Here is a 19,863-nt window from a genome sequence, read left to right as displayed (position 1 = left end):
TTTGTTAAGCATGTGGTTAGATTTCTCACTGCGTTCGAAATGACGAAAGTGGCAAGTTTCTGTAAGTTCTTCATTGTGCTAATTCACGTATGTCGTCATCTCGAACGAGGCACGAGGAGAGATCGAGCGCTTTGTTAAGCATGTGGTTAGATTTCTCACTGCGTTCGAAATGACGAAAGTGGCAAAGTTTCTGTAAGTTCTTCATTGTGCTAATTCACGTATGCCGTCATCTCGAACGAGGCACGAGGAGAGATCTAGCACTTTGTTAAGCATGTGGCTAGATTTCTCACTGCGTTCGTGACGAAAGTGGCAAAGCCTCTTGTAAGTTCTTCGTCATGCTAATTCACGTATGCCGTCATCTCGAACGAGGCACGAGGAGAGATCTAGCACTTTGTTAAGCATGTGGTTAGATTTCTCACTGCGTTCGTATGACGGAAATGGGATAGCTACTATAAGTTCTTCGCTGTGGTAGTTCACGTATGTCGTCATCTCGAACGAGGCAGGAGGAGAGATCTAGCACTTTGTTAAGCATGTGGTTAGATTTCTCACTGCGTTCGAAATGACGAAAGTGGCAAGTTTCTGTAAGTTCTTCATTGTGCTAATTCACGTATGTCGTCATCTCGAACGAGGCACGAGGAGAGATCTAGCGCTTTGTTAAGCATGTAGTTAGATTTAGCTTCGCTTTCTTTCAGTTCTCACTTCGCTGTGCTTCAGTTCGCAATGACGACAACTATAAGCTAACCCTCCGCTAACTCCTTCACCTTCTCCAAAGCTTTTGGCCACTTCTCCTCAAAATAATCTTTGTATTCTTTGGTAATATCCATTTCTACGCTAAGCATAGATTTTCCATCCAAGTGGCTTATTTTATAATTCTCATAAATATCACCCCATTTTTTTGCTTCTTCACTCTCGTAATCTTCTACACCATTTTTGTAGAAACCTAAATGTTTAATAGATATGTACTCGTTAGGAATGTGTTCAGCAATTTTCGATGCCATACCATCGCCTTCAGCGTTTACGAAGAATACTTTACTTCCAGGCTGCCAGTCTGTTATTGCTCTCGAACCCTCAGCAAAAACTGCGGTCCATTGCGGGTAAGTAGTTTCTCCTAAGAGGATATCCCAAATCTTTTCTTTTGAGGCGTTGATTTCGATTTTAAAATATATTCTTTCCATGGTAAAAAAAATTAGCCACAAATGCACAGATGTTGAGAATGTGATTAATGGCGTTGATGATTGGTTAGTTTTATTTAATAGGTAAATTATCTTGATGTTAACTGTCTCATTTTTTTCTTAGTAAAAATCTGTTCATCAGGGGCATTAAAAAATCTACTGTTTGAATTTACTAAAATCCATGAACAAAACATTCCATTTGTGTCCATCTAAATCGGTAAAGCCACCGCCATACATCCAGCCATTTTTTTCACCTCCTTTGGCGTAAATGTAAGCTCCAGCGGCTTCGGCTTTCGCTAAAATTTCGTCCACTTCCGCTGCATTTTCTGCATCAATAGAAATCAAACATTCAGTTTTATTTTCTAAGTCAGCAATTTTGAAAGGAGTAAAACTGTTAAATACTTCTTCGGTAAAAAAGTTAACAATAAAATCTTTCTGTCCAATTTTGAAAGATGCCATGGTATCGCTTTGCGGTGCATGGGTGTTTAACGTGAAACCGATTTTGGTAAAGAAGTCGGTAGTTTTTTGGATGTTTGTAACTGGCAGGTTAAGCCAAATTTCTTTAGTCATACAGTTATGATTTGGTTGTATATCAAATTTGATTAAAAATTTTGAGAAATGAAGGGTTAAAAACGACACTTAAAAGGTGTATTGCAGACGGTGTTAATTTTTGTAAACGACTGTCCGTTAGAAAATTTTAGTGAGCCATGCAACAAAACATTTTTTTTCTCCTCTAATGTAGATATCGGTTACTGGGGAAAAAAAAGTCGACATAAAACTTGCTTCGTACGAAAGTTATCCTACCTTTGCTTTATGCAAGAGAATAAGTTGAATAATTCGATCCCAGAACCAACCCGAGCAGAGTTAGAGATATTGCAGGTTTTATGGGAATTTGGTGCCAGTACTGTACGTTTTGTGAATGATGAACTAAACAAGCAGCGAGATGTAAATTACACCTCAACCTTAAAGCAAATGCAAATTATGGCCGACAAGGGGATTTTGAAACGTGACGAAAGCCAGATGAAACATATTTATGCACCAGTGCAGGCCGAAATAAAAACCAAAGACCAGCTCTTAGACAGATTTGTAAATACATTATATAAAGGTTCTACAACCAATTTGGTAATGCAGCTTTTGGGTAATGAAAAAACCTCAAAAGAAGAACTGGAAGAGATTAAAAAAATGCTGAACGATTTAGAAAAGTAAACGAACTCAAAATATTAAAGCAACCACGATTATGGAATTTCAATGGTTAAACATTTTGTCTGCAGATTGGATAAATGCGCTTTATAGCACCTTATTTCATTCGCTTTGGATAGGTGTGGTGATGGCATTGGTAGCTGGTATTATTATGATGGGCACTAAAAACAGCAGGCCGTCTTTAAGGTACAACCTGTTAACGGTCTTGTTAGGTATGTTCTCGCTGAGCATGATTTTTGTTTTCTATCAATCGCTGAATAAAGTTAACCTGCTTTCTGGTTATTTAAATCCAGCAGCTTCAAATTCAAATCAGCTTTTCAAAATCAATTTTGCGGGCGATATAAACAACGTGTTAACCACTTTGGGTGCTTATGCTAATCAGCTGTTACTAATTTGGTTTGGTGTGATTTTTATCAAGACAATAAAACTGATGATTGGTCTGCAAGGTGTTCATCATTTAAAAAGAACAAAAGTTTTTGATGCAGGAGCTTACTGGCAAAATAAGGTGAACGAGCTTTCGCAACACTTGTACATTAAACAAAGTGTTCAAATTCTGCAATCGGGTATTGCTAAAATCCCCATGGTAATTGGACATTTTAAACCGGTTATTTTAATGCCTATCGGTATGTTAAACCATTTGAGCTTGACAGAGGTAGAAGCAATTCTAAGTCACGAGTTGGCGCATATTAAACGTAGAGATTACCTGATAAATATTCTCCAGAACATATTAGAAGTATTGTTCTTCTTTAATCCCGCTGTTTTATGGATATCTAAAGTGATTAAAGATGAGCGAGAAAACTGTTGCGACGATTTAGCAATTTCTTGTACCAACGATAAAAATGGTTACCTCAGAGCTTTGGTTTCTTGTCAAGAATTTAACCTAAACGCCACGGGTTTTGCCATGTCAATGGCAAGTGGAAAAGGACAGTTAATTGCTCGAATACGTAGAATTGCCTTTAATAAAAAAGCCTCTTTAGGCAGTGTAGAGAAAACAATTTTAGCTATGTCGTTGCTTTTTGTTTTTGCTTTAAGTGTAGCTTTTACATTAAGCGAGAGACCAAATAGGGTAGTTAAAGGAGCAGTTAAAACAGTGCAAACTTCGGTAAAGCATACCACAACAGAAGTAATAACTACTAGTGCAGGTACAATTACTAGCGCAGGCACAATCAAAAAAATAAAGCCAGTAATAAATAAAACTGTTGCTTCGATAAAAGAAACTGAATATGTAGACAACTCGGAATTGGCTACAACTAAAACAGAAGAAGAAAACGCCAATAAGCCAAATGAAACGCCTGAAACCTGCGCCAAGGTATCCCCAATTAAGTCGGTTCAGTTTTATGTTCCTCCAGTTTCGAAGACGGTGACTACTACAATTTCTACCACAACCACTACCGTAAAAGTTGATGGAAAAGTAATGGTATATGTAACGCACCAAGGTAGAGATGCCAGAAATGATATCAAAAGGGATATGCTAAATGATAGCATTATTGTAATTGGCGAAAATCCTAGCTATGTTTTAAATAGAGATGAGATGTTGGTAAACGGCGTAAAACAAAATGCTTGCATACATCAGAAATATAAAGAGAAATACATAACCAGACCAGATACGCAATACCGTATTGGAAGTTAAATTAAAATTAGGGACAGTTAAGCTGCTGCAAGGAGTTATTCTTAACACCTAAAACAAACTGTTAAACCAACGAACTATTAAACTGCTTTTATGAAATTTAAACTAAAGGTTATAACGACCTTTTGGCTAGCTATTGCTTCAACTTTTGCCTACGCACAAACCAATGCTGTCATTAATGGAAAAATTACCGATAGTAATTTGAAACCACTTGATTTAGTTACTGTAGCATTATTTAAAGCTAAAGATAGTGTGTTAATTAAAACTGTTTTTACAGAGGCTGATGGTAAATTCTCTTTCGATAAAGTGGCGAATGGTAGTTATCAGGTTAGAGCCATTTTGATAGGTTATGTCAATTACAGGAGTGAAACAATCGTTGTCGACGAAAATAATGCAATGGTTTACTTGGGCGATCTGAAGCTGAATTCTGCTACTAAGACCTTAAATGAGGTAAATGTTGTGGCTAAAAAGCCATTTGTTGAACGTAAAATAGATAGAACGGTGGTAAATGTTGATGCCTTAATTTCTAACGCTGGTACTTCTGCGCTCGATGTTTTGGAAAAATCTCCAGGAGTAAGTGTAGACCAAAATGGAAGTATTAGCCTAAAAGGAAAGCAAGGAGTGATGATTTTTATAGATGATAAACCTAGCTTTCTTTCTGGAGCCGATTTGGAAAATTATTTGCGGTCCTTGCCATCATCAATGGTAGATCAAATAGAATTGATGACCAACCCGCCAGCAAAGTACGATGCCGCTGGAAATGCAGGTGTTATCAATATTAAAACAAAAAAAGATAAAGCGGTTGGCTTTAACGGTTCCGTAAATGTGGGTTTAAACCAAGGAAAAAAAACGAGATCAAACAATAGCTTAAACCTAAACTATCGCCGAAACAAGCTTAATTTCTTTGGCAATTTTGGTTATAATTTAAGCAATACTTTTACCGATTTAGACTTAAATAGAAAGTACAAAAACCCCGATGGAAGCGTAGATTATTACTTTAATCAGAACTCTTATTTCCAAAGGCATGGCAACACTTTTAACGGTACTGCCGGAATGGATTTTTACCAATCTGATTTTACTACTTGGGGCGTGGTTTTAAGGGGAAATCTAAGAAATGCAGATAATGTGAATGATAATACCAGTAATTTGTTAACTCCAGCAATGGTAAAATATTCGAGCATTGTTGCTAAAAACATGGACGATATCAGTTTCAAAAATGGCGGTGCAAACATCAATTATCGCCATAAATTTGGAAAAACAGGCAAAGAAATTACTGTAGATGGCGATTATATTAATTACAATACAAGAACAGAGCAACAATATTATAATGACACTTATGCAGGTGATGGCACCTTAACATTGCAAGATTTGCTAACGGGATATTTGCCGGCAAAAATCAATATCTACAGCTTAAAATCAGATTATTCGCAAAGTTTAGCCAAAAATTGGAAGATAGATGCTGGTGCTAAATCGAGTTACATCAAAACTAACAACATTGCCAGTTATTTTTTAACGGCTAACAACGTTACTTCTCCAGATTACGATAAAAGTAATCACTTTCTGTATAGCGAAAATATCAGCGCTGCTTATTTAAATTTAAGCTCCGAAGGAAAGAAATTTTCTGTACAAGCAGGTTTGAGGGTAGAGGGGACAATTTCTAAAGGGCATCAGTTGGGTAATGTGATGAAACCAGATTCTAGTTTCAAAAGAAGCTACATCAATGCTTTTCCAACTTTATATTTCTCTTATAAATTAGATACTACTTCAACTCATCAGCTCGGTTTAAATTATGGCAGAAGAATAGATAGGCCGTTTTATCAAGATTTAAATCCTTTCTTTTCGCCGCTAGATAAGTTTACTTACTATGTAGGAAATCCGTTTTTGAAGCCATCATTTACACAAACCATTGAGTTGTCGCATACCTATAAAAATAAAATTACTACAGCGGTGAGTTATAACCATACCCGCGACCAAGTAAATGAAACCATTGAAATTGTAGATGGAACTTACTACAGCCGACCAGCGAATATTGGTAAACAACAGGTTTACAATGCCTCGGTTAATGCAAACTTAGATTTTACGAAATGGTTGGCACTGCATTGGTTTGGTCAGTATACCTACATTCATTCGCGAAGCGATTTTTATACTGGATTTCTAAATACCAAGGGTGGTTTCTTTTCAAGTAATGGGCAGCTACAATTAAAGTTAAGCAAGGGCTGGAGTGGAGAATTGAATTACAGATATCAAACCAAATTGAGAAATGTCCAGTTCGAGATTGGTAAGGTGTACGATATGGGCTTAGCGGTTCAAAAGAAACTTTCTACAAGCAGCACTTTGAGATTAAGTGCTACAGATATTTTCCAAACTAGAGCTATTAACGGCATCATTAATAACCTAAATTTAACTGAAGCAAATTGGAGAAACCGAGGTGATTTTACAACCGTTGCAGTAAGCTATACTTACAGATTTGGCAAAGCGATTAGCAATTTGCGTAGGCACAATGCAGATGGAGCGCAGACCGAGCAAAACAGGGTGAAAAATTAACTTCGCTCAGTACTTTGTAATTGCTTTTACACTGTATTTATTAGCATTTATTTTTAAGTTTTAAAACTTTTTTGGTTAGAGCTATTTGTTTTATCGTTTAGTTATCGGTAACTTCATGTTGTGATATCAGTGCCTCTAAGATGAAAAGGAGTTGTCTTCTTCTTTTAATCATTTTTATTTTACTTGCATTTAGGCAGGTCAATATAGAAACGCCCAAAAAGGGTATATTTAAGCTCCCTATTGGCGTTACTCCCAACGACTATTTGCCAAATACACTAGTTATTAAATTTAAGGAAGGTGTAAGGTTAGATGTGGCTACTCAAAGTGCTGCAAAAGAGCTTTCGGCAAATGGAATTTCATTAACAGCGCTAGAACCTATTTTTAGTGAAGGTTCGAAAAACAATCAGGCTCTCGCAAACAGAAATGGATATAATTTTGAGCTTTTCTACCATGCCAAATATCAGGGGGCTGCTAATATAGAAAAGGTAATCAATAATTTGCTGGCTAGTGATAACATCGCATACGCCGAACCTAGTTACATTCACAGCACTTGGTATACGCCAAATGATTTAGCTTATAGTACGCAATTTTATTTATCGCAAGTAAAAGCGCCACAAGCGTGGGATGTTTTAAAAAACTCATCTAATGTGATTATTGGTATTGTTGATACTGGTTCTGAAATCACTCATCAAGATCTGGCTGCAAACATTTACTACAACACAGCAGATCCAGTTAATGGTATCGACGATGATGGTGATGGCTTTATAGACAACTACGCAGGCTGGGATTTATGTGGTGCTTCGGCAACTACCATGATACCAGACAACGACCCGAATGTAAAAAGTGCCGCTGCAGATCACGGTGTGCATGTAAGCGGTATTGCAAGTGCAGTGTCTAATAACGGCATAGGAGTAGCGAGCTTAGCATACAATGCAAAATTACTGATCGTAAAAGCAGGCGCTGATGATGCCGCCAGATCCATTTATAAAGGTTACGAAGGTATTAAATACGCTGCCGACAAAGGTGCGCATATCATTAATTGTTCTTGGGGCGGCGCCGGAGGTGGACAATTTGGTCAAGAAATGGTGAACTATGCCATTAGTAAAGGCTGTTTGGTGGTAGCTGCTGCGGGTAATTCTGGTAACGACTTTCCCATTTATCCCGCTGCTTTTGACGGTGTGTTGGCTGTAGCAAATTTAAATGCCGATGATACCAAAGGTTCGGCTTCTAACTACGGCACTTATGTTGATATTTCTGCCCCTGGACAAGGCATTTACAATACTGTTTACAATAATAGTTATTCGTATTATTCTGGTACATCTATGGCTGCGCCGCTAGTGTCTAGTGCCGCTGCACTGTTAAAGGCAAAGTATCCTAACTATACAGGCTTGCAAATTGGTGAAATACTAAGGGCAACTGCCGATCCGATAGATGCTAAAAATCCAACCTATGCAAATATGTTAGGCCGCGGAAGACTAAATGCCTATCGGGCTTTAACAGAAACAGCGGCTTCGGTTCGTTATCAAAATATTGCGATCAGTGATCAAAGTTCTGGGAATAGAGCACCGGGAACAGAAGTGACCATGAAATTTAATTTGAAGAATTTCCTTATTCCGGTAAGCGGATTAAACGTCAGTGTTTCTAGTAATAGTTCTTTTGTACAGGTATTAGACCAAAATATCAATGCCGGAAATTTCAATAGCCAAGAAACAAAAACGGATATTGGGCCGGTGAGGGTGAAGGTTTTGCCTAATGCACCAGAAAACCATGAAGTTACTTTTACAGTTAGATATACCGGTAACAACGGTACATACACAGATTTTGAAAGTTTTAAAGAGGTTTTTGCATTAGATTACCTTAATATTAGGGTAAATAAAATCAGCACTACGTTAACTTCAAATGGTAGGGTAGGTTACAGTAAGCCAAATGCCACAGCTGGGTTGGGTTTTGTTTATAAGGATGAAAATATGCTTTACGAAGCGGCCCTAATGATTGCTCAATCTGAAACTCAGGTAATGAACAATGCCAGGATAGATGCTAGTTACGGCGAAGATTTTAAAAGACAACAAATAGCAGCAATGATGTCATCGTCTACGGCTAATTTTGAAGGTACAACCATTTTTACCGATGCGGGTAGCGCTAATCCCATCGGTTTAAAGATACTTGCTAAAGGTTTGGCTTTCAATACCGCTACCGACGATAGATATGTGATCATGGAGTATGAAATCTCAAATACAGGAAGCGTAGACCTAGAAAATATCTATACCGGCTTATTCACCGATTGGGATTTAGACGAATCATCAGCAAATGCCACACAGTACGATGCGACGAATAAAACAGCTTACGTTTATTCAAAAAAGAATGCCAGTTATCCGTTTGCTGGTGTTAAATTGTTGAAATTGACTGCGCCAGCCGCTTATTACCCACTCTCGTATCAGGTGCCAGGTAATTTTCTGGCGGATAATTATTTCAGTATAGCCGAGAAATACAAGACGCTAACTTCTGGCGTACAGGCAAATGGTTTAGGCCATGATGTTGCCAATGGCTACGATGTGATGTTTACCCTAGGGAGCGGTCCTTATACTATTCCTAAAAGTGGTTCAATAAAAGTGGTTTACGCTTTCTTGGCTGGAGATAGTAAAAATGATTTAATAGCAGTTGGCGATGCTGCACAAACAAAATATACCGAATTGGAAACTAAAGCAAATAAAGTATTGCCCGCCGAATATGCGCTCAAGCAAAACTATCCAAATGCTGCAAAAAACTATACCTACCTGCCGATTGATTTGCCAGAAAAAACTCCACTAGAAATTACAATTTACAATATCGATGGTAGAAAGGTGAGTAAGATTGTAAGCGGTATTTTTGAAGCAGGCAGTTACCAATTTTATGTAGACACAAGTCTTTTTCCCAATGGAATTTATACTTACAGCGTAAATACTTCTAACTTTAAGCAAGCAAAAAAAATGATCGTGGCTAGGTAAGCCGTTCATTGGTTCATTAGCCATTGGTTAATTTGCAATGGAATGATTTACCTAATTCATTCCTCGACAGCATTAAAACAGGCTCTGCAACGAGGCTCGTAACTGTCTTTTTCACCCAATAACACTCTTGCTTCGCTAGCTGCGGTACGGTAAGAATACACCGCCGGACTTCCACACTGCATACATACAGCATTCACCTTGGTTACGTGTTCGGCAATGGCCATTAATGCAGGCATGGGGCCAAAAGGTTTACCCAAAAAGTCCATGTCTAAACCAGCAATAATAACCCTGATACCTTTTTTCGCCAGGGTGTTGCAAACTTCTGGAAGCTCTTGGTCAAAAAACTGAGCCTCGTCAATGCCTACAACTTGGGTGTTGGTGCCTAACAATAAAATGGCTGATGAACTGTCAACCGGAGTAGATTGAATGGCGTTTTTATCGTGTGATACCACCGCAGTGTCATCGTAACGTGTATCAGTTTTAGGTTTAAATATCTCTACGTTTAATTTAGCTATTTGGGCTCTTTTCAGTCTTCTGATCAATTCTTCAGTCTTGCCAGAAAACATCGAACCACAAATTACTTCTATACTGCCACTAAATTCTCCCCGTCTAAAGTTTTGTTCGCTAAATAACATTGTAAAGGTATTTTTAGCCAAACTTAGATAAATTTGCTTTTATATGCAATATAATTAATCGGCATATAAAAGCAACTTATCGTTCTCTCCTCAGCCATACGAAGATATATTCATCTAGAGGAAATATAATAGATTTTTATAGTATTTTTGGTTGTCAGTTATTAACATAAAATGCCAAAACTTTCGTTACAACATTATGATTTAATAATTGTTAAATGTAATGTCGGGTTCGCTGATCTAAAAGAAAAAATAAACGGATGAAACAAGAAGCTCTTTTCAAGAAATTAGGAAATATACTCAATGAATTGAATGAACAATACCAGTTTTTATCTCAAAATCCTGAGCAACTGAGCGAGCTGGAATTGGAGCTATTCTTGGCCAATGCTAATTTCTTGGCCGATCATATTCAAATCATCAAAAAATTAAATTTACCGGTACAAGCTTTGCCAATTGCATCGATACCTCAAAATACAAAAGAAGAGGCTGCAATTGATGATGAAATAAGTGATGAATTGAAGGATGTGCAGCAGGTAGAAGCAATTACTTTCGCAAATGTGCCAGAAGAAGAGGTAGAAGTGCCGCAACCAATATTAATTGAAGAAGAAGTTGAAGAGGAGCCAGAAGTGCCAATAGCCGAACACGAAAGAGAGATTTTTAAGTTTGATGAAGAGCCTGAACATACTTTTGAGTTCATTTTGAATGATGGTAGTTTTTCTGAGGACGATAAGTTTGATTTTGAGGAAAAAACCACGGAGCAACTGTTTGATAGACCGCTGAGCGAAGAAGAGGAACTGATATTGGAACATAAGAAGAAAGTTAAAGAAAACTTAATTCGCAACCCTGAAGAGCTTGAGGAAGATGAAATTGGACCAGAACCGTTTCTAGTGAATGAAATAGCCGAGCCGGTTGAAGAAGTAGAGGAAACACAAGTTGAACCAATTATAATCGAACAAGTTGCAGCACCAGTGGTAGAGGTAAAAAAGGTGGTATTAGAAACTACAAAAGTAGAGATTGAGACAAGCCACAAACCCACATTGAATGATATATTAGCAGGTAAAAATACTGGCACTAGATTAAACGAAACATCAGGTAGTACAATTGCCGATTTGAAGTCTGCGATAAACCTAAACGATAAACTACTTTACATTAAAGATTTATTTAATGGTTACAATTTAGCTTACGCAGAGGCGATTGATATTGCCAATAAAATGCCAAATTTTGATGCTGCTGATAACTTCTTCCAAAAGAACTACGCCGCAAAAAATAACTGGGCAGATAAACAAGCTACCGTAGATAAATTTTATTTGTTGCTGAATAGAAGGTTTAGAGATTAACCCCCAGCCCCTAAAGGGGAGTTTTTCTATTGAAGTCCCCTTTAGGGGATTTAGGGGTTAAATAAATCCCATCCTATTAGAATCTAACTTCAGGAAGATAAACAGCAATATTGTAAAACTCCACAATGATGAACCTCCATAGCTGATAAACGGCAACGGTATACCTATTACTGGCATAATTCCAATCGTCATTCCAATATTTATAAAAACGTGGAAGAAGAAGATACACGCAATGCTGTATCCATAAACCCGAGAGAATACCGATCGCTGTCGTTCAGCCATATTGATAATCCTCAGTAAAAGAAACGCATATAAGCCTATTACTACGAAGCAACCAATAAAGCCCCATTCTTCGCCTATGGTAGAGAAAATAAAATCGGTGCTTTGTGCAGGTACATAGCCATATTTAGTTTGTGTGCCCTCCAAATAACCTCTTCCTGTCACTTGGCCCGCACCAATAGCAATTTTAGATTGAATTACATTGTAACCTGCACCTCTGTTATCACTTGTTAATCCCAAGATTAACTCAATGCGTGTACGTTGGTGAGGTTTCAGCACGTTCTCAAAAATATACTTTGCTACAAATAAATAACAGATGGCCACCAAGGTTACAATACCAATGTTGATGACTTTTTGCATCCGCTTTTTGTTATTATAAGCGAACAAACCGCCAATTACCAAAATGGAAATGATAAGAATTGTAGGCGACACAAACAGGTTGAGGATGAACAGCAATACCGCACCCCAGAAAATAATTAAAAGATTGCCAGGTAAACCTTCACGATACAAAGGGAACATAAAAGAGAGGAACACTAACATTGAACCTGCATCAGGCTGTAGCATAATTAGCGCCATTGGTGCCACAATAATGGCCGCACAAATTAGTATGGGCTTTAAGGTGTTCAGCTTGATGTTAAAAGAGCTGATGTATCTGGCTAAAAGCAATGCCGTACCAAATTTTGCAAACTCGGAGGGCTGTAAACGGAACGAGCCTATGGGTATCCAAGCTTGGTTGCCGCCAACATTTCTTCCCACAACTAACACAGCTATTAACAAAACAATGGTTACGCCATAAACTATAGGCGCAAATACACTGAAAAACTTGGCATCGAATAATAGAATAGACAAACCTAAGACTAAACCTGAGATGACAAAAATGAGCTGTTTTCCATATTCAGCGCCAAAATTAAAGGCCTCAGATTTATCGGGATCGTATCGAACCGAGAAAATGTTGAAAAAACCAATAGTGCACAAAGCCATATAAATTAATATGGTTACCCAATCAACATTAAAGAAAAATCTACTATTCTGTTGTTGCATTATTTTTAGGTAAAATGGCTGCTTTGTTAATGTTGTTTGCTGTAGATACAGGTGTTATTGGTGCAGATTTTTTCGTGCTATCTACTTTACTCGTATCTACTTTAGGTTTTACTTTCGGCAATTTATCCTTTAAAACCGGAAGCAGGTTATCTGCTTTGTATTGCTCTATAGTCGCACCGTTAATCCTTCGGCCTTTTAAGCTGTCGGTTAAGTATTTTTCGGTGATGAAACTGGCCATCGGCGCAGCATAAGCGCCGCCATAGCCACCATTTTCTACAATTACGGCAATCGCAATTTTCGGGTTATCACGCGGAGCGAAACCAATAAAAACCGAGTGGTTTTTACCATGCACGTTCTGCACCGTTCCTGTTTTGCCGCACATCAAGATATTTGGAATACGAGATTCTGTCGCTGTTCCCCAAGATGTATTTACTGCATCCTGCATACCATCAATTACAGATTCAAAATGTCTTGCATCTATGCCTACATGATGTTTTTCTTTATACTTAGGGTGGATATATTTCGTATCTCCAATACCTTTTACCAAATGTGGTTTGATGTAATGACCTCTATTGGCGATGATAGCCATGATGTTGGCCATTTGTAATGGAGTAGTAGTAATCTCGCCCTGCCCGATACTTACCGAAAGTATAGAGCCGTAGTTCCAATATTTACTATAGCGTTTGGTATAATCTTCTGAAGTAAATAGCTTGTAACCACTTTCACCAGGGAAATCAATTCCTAACGTATCTCCAATACCGAATTTACGAACCTTTTCCTGCCATTCATCGTAGGCTTTGTGCTGATTCTTGCGACCTTTTTTTAGCATCATTCTAGCAAAAATGTCGTAGAAATATACGTTACAAGACCTAGCAATACTTTTTCGAACTGCCACATTACCATCGCCACTTGCGTGATCACACCTAAATCTTCTATTTCCAACAACGTAATAACCAGGGCAAAAAACAGTAGTAAGCTCGTTAACCACGCCATCTTGTAGCGCAATTAAAGCATCTAAAGGTTTAAATGCAGAACCAGGGGAATATCGACCCTTAATTGGACGGGAAAAAAACGGACGATAAGGGTTGGAGAGAATCTTCATGTAGTTGTTTCCCGTTTCACGCCCTACCATTAAGTTGGGGTCGTAACCTGGACTACTCACGAATGCTAAAACCTCGCCAGTGGCGGGTTCAATAGCTACAATACTTCCAACTTTGTTGCGTAACAATTGTTCCCCCAATTTTTGTATCTCAACATCAATTGTCGTGGTTATTTGATCTCCCGCAATAGCTAAGGAATCGAATTTACCGTCGGCATAACTTCCTTGCGGTACGTTGTGAGCATTGTAAAGAATGTTTTTTACGCCTTTGGTACCTCTTAATTCTACTTCGTATTGGCGCTCTAACCCCATTTTTCCTATATAATCACCAGGCTTGTAGTAACCTTTGTGGCGCTCAATTTCTGTAGCGTTTGCCTCTCTAATGTAGCCCAACAATTGTCCGCCAATACTATCTGGATAATAACGGATAGTTCTTTTTTGTACGTCAAATCCTTTGAAATTTGCCATGCGCTCCTGTAAGGTAGCGTAGGTTTGTACTGACAATAACTTCTGAAAAATAGAAGCTTGATATCTCGATTGTACCACAGCCTTCCGAAATTTCTTTCTAAAATCTTCCATGCTAATGCCAATGATGTTGCACAAAGAAAGTGTATCAAAAGCCTTCACTTCGTTAGGGATCACCATTAAATCGTAGGTAGGCTGGTTTTGGGCTAGTACTTTGCCTTTCCTATCAGTAATTACGCCGCGAGCAGGGTAAATGAATTTCTTGCGTAGGGCATTGTTATTGGCATCGAGAAAATACTTATCACTAGCCACCTGAATATAGAAAAGCCTACCCAGCAAAATAAGCGCAATAAGCACAAATAAGCCTTGAATGATATATTTTCTATTAAACAGTTGGTCCATTAAGCCGATTTTCTATTATGGAAGATAAACTCTACCAATAATACGATGAAAAGTGTAAATACCACACTCAGTAACGTCCTTCCCAAAGTGTAAGCTAGAGATGTAAATTTAAAAGCCTCCAGGAAAAACAACACAATGTGATGCGCAAAAATACACAATACGGCGTATAAAGAAAACCACCTAAAGCCCATATTTCCCAATGATGGCTCAGGTTCATCTACAGCTTCTCTGTTTAAACTTACAGAAATGAAGAGTATCCTCACAAAAGCTAAAGCGATACAAGCACTGGTATGTACCCCCAATGTATCGTAAAACGCATCTAAGGTTAAGCCGGTAACGAAGGCGATGATATATAGCAGCAAGTTTGGGATCTGAAAAGGCAGTACCAAAATGAAAAGCACGTAAATAAATGGCGTAGAGAGGTTATAAAATGCCATGTTTCGTAACAGAAAAATCTGTACAAACAATAGCACTAGCCATCTAAAAATATTTACAAATATTACTCTACTGTTCATTTTTCACTTCTGGTTGCAAAGCTTTTACCTCTTCTGCAAATTTATCTTTAACTACATATACAAATTGTAGCGTACTAAAATTATTAAATAATGCCACTTCCAGAGTCATAAAGCTATCACCTGTACTAATAGTGTTGGTTACTTTACCCACTTCAATTCCTTTCGGAAATCCTCCAAAACCAGAAGTTACAATGGTATCGCCAACTTTAACCTTATAATGGTTAGGTATTTCCTTCACTTGTGCTTTACGATAATCAAAATTGTTTTCGCCCCAAACCAAGCTGCCAAAAGCATTATCTTTCTTAAGCGCCACACTAATAGCCGTTTCTTGGTTTAGCAACGGACGTATCGTAGCAAAGTTTTCAGATACATTCTGCACAAAGCCCACTACGCCTTTGCCTGGAGAAATTACCGCCATGTCTTTTAAAATACCTTCTTTGCTCCCCTTGTTAATGGTGATAATATTGTTGGTTAGTGTAACCGAGTTCTTAAAAACTTTAGCTGCAATTAAAGTGTATTGCTGGTGGTTAATCGTGTCTTTTACTTTAGTAATTTGCGTACTATCAATACTGGCAATGGCAAGCAGCTGCGTTTTTAAAGCTGCATTTTCGGCGGACAAACTATCATTTACCTGCACCAAGTTTAAATAACGCTTAATTACATTCAGTCTTTTATAGGCAGTGCCTACTACTTCGTTGGTAGAACTGAAAGTTACACTACGTTGGTATACATTATTCCTAATCGTTAAGATAATGCCAACGGTAAAAAAAACAATAAAAAAGAAAAATGCGTTGTATCTGCTAAGAAAAATCCAAAGGTTACGCATCTTGATTTACGGATTAGGATGTGAGTATTGGGGCTTGCGTATTGAGACTTGTCTCAAATCTCATATCTCAATACGCAATACTCCTATTGCATTAAGAATTTATAATTTCCAATGTTTTTAAGGGCGATACCAGTACCACGCACTACTGCACGCAAAGGATCTTCGGCAACGTGAACAGGCAATTTAGTTTTTGCAGCCACACGTTTGTCCAAACCTCTTAACAAAGCGCCACCACCGGTTAAGTAAATACCAGTTTGGTAAATATCAGCAGAAAGTTCCGGTGGAGTAATCTCCAAAGCTTTCAAGATTGCTTCCTCAATTTTAGAGATTGATTTATCTAAACAGTGCGCAATTTCAGTGTATGAAACTGTGATTTGCTTAGGCACACCAGTCATTAAATCTCTACCTTGAACCGCAAAATCAGCAGGAGGATCGCTTAATTCTGGTAAAGCAGCACCAACTTCAATCTTAATTTTCTCCGCAGTACGGTCACCAATCATAATGTTATGCTGGCGACGAATGTAATTCACAATATCCGAGTCAAAGTTATCACCCGCAACACGGATAGATTGATCGCAAACAATTCCAGAAAGTGCAATAACAGCAATTTCAGTTGTACCACCACCAATATCGATAATCATGTTACCCATTGGTTCTTCCACGTCAATGCCAATACCTACAGCAGCAGCCATTGGCTCGTGGATTAAGTAAACCTCTTTTGCACCAGCAATTTCAGCACTATCTCTAACGGCACGTTTTTCTACCTCGGTAATACCCGATGGAATACAAATCACCATTCTCAACGAAGGGAACATCCAACCTTTACCGCCGTTCAACATACGGATCATTCCTTTAATCATGGCTTCTGCAGCATTAAAGTCTGCAATTACACCATCTTTCAAAGGTCTTACGGTTCTAATATTGTCGTGGGTTTTACCCTCCATTTGCATCGCCTGACGACCAATAGCTATAATTTTATTTGTTTGTCTGTCGAAAGCCACAATAGAAGGCTCATCAACAACTACTTTATCGTTATGTATAATCAGGGTATTCGCAGTGCCAAGGTCAATGGCAACTTCCTGCGTAAACCAGTTAAATAATCCCATGTAAAAGGTATGTTATTGTATGTATTAACAAAAATGTCTAATATCTAAATGTAAAATTAGACAAAATATTATATTAAGTTTCTTTTTTCTCTTTGAAAATCAAAACCGGTAGCGCTTTTTAAGGCAAGTCCCGCTTTACGCTTCAATTCCCGATGAAAAATCGGGATATTTCCGCTTCAATCGGGTTTAGCGAACTCGGGTCTTTGCTTAAAACTCACAACCTTTTATTTGCTTAAAGATTGCTTCGTGCCTCGCAATAACGGCAAACGTCTAATCTGCAATTTGCATTCCTCCCCTTTGGGGAGGTTAGGTGGGGCTTTAGTGCTTAAAATGTCTCACACCAGTAGTTACCATTGCAATGCCTTTTTCGTTAGCTTTTGCTACAGAATCAGCATCTTTAATAGAACCGCCTGGTTGTAAAACTGCAGTAATACCAGCATCAGCAGCAATCTCCACACAATCAGGGAAAGGGAAGAAAGCATCAGAAGCCATGGCAGCACCTTGTACGCTGAAACCAAAAGAAGCTGCTTTTTCAATAGCTTGTCTCAAAGCATCAACTCTTGAAGTTTGACCAACACCACTAGCAATTAAAACATCATCCTTAACCAAAACAATGGTGTTAGATTTTGTGTGTTTTACTATTTTATTAGCGAAGTGCAGGTCTTTTAATTCTTGTGCGGTTGGTGCCTTTTCGGTAACAGCAGTCATTTGCTCCGGACCTTCGATAATTAGATCTTTATCCTGCTCAATTACACCGTTCAATAAAGTTTTGAATTGTTTTTTGTTCAATTCAACATAATTGCGTTTTAAGATTACGCGGTTTTTCTTCGTTTTAAACAAGTCAATAGCAGCCTGCTCGTAGCTTGGTGCAATTAAAACTTCAAAAAATAAGTTGTTAATTTCTTCTGCAGTTGCCAAATCAACTTCTCTGTTGGTAATTAAAACACCACCGAAAGCAGAAACTGGATCACAGCCTAAAGCATCAATCCAAGCTTGTTTAACCGTGCTTCTAGAAGCTACGCCACAAGCATTGGTATGTTTCAATATTGCAAAAGTAGGTTCTTCAAATTCATCGATTAAACTTACAGCAGCATCAACGTCAACCAAGTTGTTATAACTAAGCTCTTTTCCATTAAGTTTGGTAAACATCTCGTTCAAATCACCATAAAAAACGCCAGCTTGGTGTGGGTTTTCACCGTAACGTAAAGTTTGTGCGCTAGCAATGCTTTCTTTGAAAACGTTTAAAGGCTCTTCGTTATTGAAATAGTTGAAGATTGCCGTGTCATAGTGAGAAGAAGTATGGAAAGCTTTTTTAGCGAAAGCCTTACGCTGTGCTAAATCAGTTGCACCATCTTGCGCCTGCAGTTGTTCCAATAAAGTCGAGTAATCATCTTTTGATGCAATAATTACCACGTCGTTAAAGTTTTTAGCAGCGGCTCTAATTAAAGAAATCCCGCCGATGTCAATCTTCTCGATAATTTCTTCGTCGGTACCACCATTTTTAACAGTTTCCTCAAAAGGATAAAGATCTACGATTACCAAGTCAATTTCTGGGATTTCGTACTGAGCAATCTGCTCTTGGTCGCCAGCTAAGTTTCTACGGTTTAAAATACCGCCAAAAACTTTCGGGTGTAAAGTCTTTACACGTCCACCTAAAATAGAAGGATAGCTAGTTAAGTCTTCTACAGCGGTCACAGGAACGTTTAAGTCTTTAATAAACTGCTCGGTTCCACCGGTAGAAAATAAGGTTACACCTTGTTTGCCAAGGTACTCAACTAATGGTGCTAAACCATCTTTGTAATAAACTGAAATTAGGGCGTTTTTGATCTTTACTGTTTGGCTCATTTTGAGGGTATTGTTTTGAGCCGCAAAGGTATGAAAATGAGCCGATTTTTAGAGGAGGTTTTGAAAGAAAAATGATCTATTGTTAAATTGCTTTATTGTTAACCAGATGTGCGGCAATTAAACAATGCAACAATCTAGCAGTTATTGCTATTTCTTTATCTTCTTAATCAGTGTTTCCACAATCCTTGGATAGTGTAAATGTTCCAATTGCTGCCCTTTAAACTTTACCATTTCCAAGTTGTCGCCTTTATCTATACGGTATTTAGCTTGATAGATGAACTCACCTTCGTCATAATGTTCATTTACATAATGTATAGTAATGCCACCTTCGGGTTCTTTCGCCTCTAATACAGCCTTATGAACTTTATCACCATACATTCCTTTGCCGCCATACTTTGGTAATAGGGCAGGGTGTATGTTAATCATTCTTCCAGGATATTCTTTTAACAAGTTTTCAGGAATTAACCAAAGGAAGCCTGCTAATACAATTAGGTCTATGTCCAGGTTTTTAAGCAAGTCTAATACCTCATCAGTTTGGTAAAACTCATGCCTATCGAAAACATGAGAGGGAATTTCAAAGCTGTCGGCTCTTTGTAATACGTACGATTCTGGGTTGTTTGTTAGAACTAAGGCGACTTCTGCCTCTGTACTGCGTTTAAAATGCTCCATTATCTTTTGGGCATTTGATCCTGAACCTGAAGCAAAAATGGCGATACGTTTCTTCACTGATTTCTGTGTTTTTTCCAAAAATAATATTTTATGGCTCTTTGCACTAATTTCGGGCCAAAA

General features: G+C 38.1%; 15 protein-coding genes. 5 read left to right on the top strand and 10 right to left on the bottom strand.

Translation table 11 applies throughout. From position 1 onward, the window contains the following. Window positions 1–737: 737 nt before the first annotated feature. Both REI64_RS09040 and REI64_RS09035 read right to left on the bottom strand, forming a co-directional pair. Window positions 738–1,175, bottom strand: coding sequence for an SRPBCC domain-containing protein (locus REI64_RS09040; RefSeq protein WP_308849789.1), 438 nt, complete (start codon window positions 1,173–1,175; stop codon window positions 738–740). A 153-nt stretch (window positions 1,176–1,328) separates the two neighbouring features. After that, on the bottom strand, window positions 1,329–1,742 hold the full coding sequence (locus REI64_RS09035; RefSeq protein WP_308849788.1) for a VOC family protein: 414 nt from the start codon (window positions 1,740–1,742) through the stop codon (window positions 1,329–1,331). 243 nt (window positions 1,743–1,985) lie between these two features. Between REI64_RS09035 and REI64_RS09030 the strand changes: the two genes are divergently transcribed. From REI64_RS09030 to REI64_RS09015, 4 genes are all read left to right on the top strand, one after another. After that, a complete protein-coding gene (locus REI64_RS09030; RefSeq protein WP_308849787.1) occupies window positions 1,986–2,378 on the top strand; it encodes a BlaI/MecI/CopY family transcriptional regulator in 393 nt (130 codons plus the stop codon). Window positions 2,379–2,409: 31 nt separating this feature from the next. Continuing rightward, window positions 2,410–4,002 (top strand): M56 family metallopeptidase, encoded by a 1,593-nt coding sequence (locus REI64_RS09025; protein WP_308849785.1) that lies wholly within the window; start codon window positions 2,410–2,412, stop codon window positions 4,000–4,002. 90 nt (window positions 4,003–4,092) lie between these two features. Then, complete coding sequence (locus REI64_RS09020; protein ID WP_308849784.1) at window positions 4,093–6,543, top strand: outer membrane beta-barrel protein; 2,451 nt, start codon at window positions 4,093–4,095, stop codon at window positions 6,541–6,543. Window positions 6,544–6,683: 140 nt separating this feature from the next. Then, entirely contained in the window at window positions 6,684–9,527 is a 2,844-nt protein-coding gene (locus REI64_RS09015; protein ID WP_308849783.1) for a S8/S53 family peptidase, read from the top strand. A 56-nt stretch (window positions 9,528–9,583) separates the two neighbouring features. Here REI64_RS09015 and REI64_RS09010 read toward each other — a convergent pair whose 3' ends face one another. Further along, entirely contained in the window at window positions 9,584–10,162 is a 579-nt protein-coding gene (locus REI64_RS09010; protein ID WP_308849782.1) for a thymidine kinase, read from the bottom strand. 257 nt (window positions 10,163–10,419) lie between these two features. Here REI64_RS09010 and REI64_RS09005 point away from each other — a divergent pair, with 257 nt between their 5' ends. Next, on the top strand, window positions 10,420–11,496 hold the full coding sequence (locus REI64_RS09005; RefSeq protein ID WP_308849781.1) for a hypothetical protein: 1,077 nt from the start codon (window positions 10,420–10,422) through the stop codon (window positions 11,494–11,496). 57 nt (window positions 11,497–11,553) lie between these two features. Here REI64_RS09005 and rodA read toward each other — a convergent pair whose 3' ends face one another. From rodA to purN, 7 genes are all read right to left on the bottom strand, one after another. After that, window positions 11,554–12,816, bottom strand: a complete 1,263-nt coding sequence (rodA, locus tag REI64_RS09000) for a rod shape-determining protein RodA (RefSeq protein ID WP_308849780.1) — start codon at window positions 12,814–12,816, stop codon at window positions 11,554–11,556. Then, window positions 12,800–14,782 (bottom strand): penicillin-binding protein 2, encoded by a 1,983-nt coding sequence (gene mrdA, locus REI64_RS08995; protein ID WP_308849779.1) that lies wholly within the window; start codon window positions 14,780–14,782, stop codon window positions 12,800–12,802. The genes rodA and mrdA overlap by 17 nt, the downstream gene beginning before the upstream one ends. Further along, window positions 14,782–15,297 (bottom strand): rod shape-determining protein MreD, encoded by a 516-nt coding sequence (locus tag REI64_RS08990; RefSeq protein WP_308849778.1) that lies wholly within the window; start codon window positions 15,295–15,297, stop codon window positions 14,782–14,784. Before REI64_RS08990 ends, mrdA begins: the two co-directional genes overlap by 1 nt. Beyond that, window positions 15,287–16,123, bottom strand: coding sequence for a rod shape-determining protein MreC (mreC, locus tag REI64_RS08985; protein WP_308849777.1), 837 nt, complete (start codon window positions 16,121–16,123; stop codon window positions 15,287–15,289). The genes REI64_RS08990 and mreC overlap by 11 nt, the downstream gene beginning before the upstream one ends. Window positions 16,124–16,206: 83 nt before the next feature. Further along, window positions 16,207–17,229: a rod shape-determining protein gene (locus tag REI64_RS08980; protein ID WP_138729034.1), complete on the bottom strand. Its 1,023-nt coding sequence runs from the start codon at window positions 17,227–17,229 to the stop codon at window positions 16,207–16,209. Window positions 17,230–17,547: 318 nt separating this feature from the next. Further along, window positions 17,548–19,074: a bifunctional phosphoribosylaminoimidazolecarboxamide formyltransferase/IMP cyclohydrolase gene (purH, locus tag REI64_RS08975; protein ID WP_308849776.1), complete on the bottom strand. Its 1,527-nt coding sequence runs from the start codon at window positions 19,072–19,074 to the stop codon at window positions 17,548–17,550. Window positions 19,075–19,221: 147 nt separating this feature from the next. Further along, on the bottom strand, window positions 19,222–19,800 hold the full coding sequence (purN, locus tag REI64_RS08970; RefSeq protein ID WP_308849826.1) for a phosphoribosylglycinamide formyltransferase: 579 nt from the start codon (window positions 19,798–19,800) through the stop codon (window positions 19,222–19,224). Between the last annotated feature and the right edge of the window lie 63 nt (window positions 19,801–19,863).

It is taken from the genome of Pedobacter sp., from assembly GCF_031119335.1.
Taxonomy (GTDB): domain Bacteria; phylum Bacteroidota; class Bacteroidia; order Sphingobacteriales; family Sphingobacteriaceae; genus Pedobacter.
The sequence above is the reverse complement of the archived record's forward strand: the minus strand, read 5'-3'. Positions and strand labels throughout refer to the sequence as shown.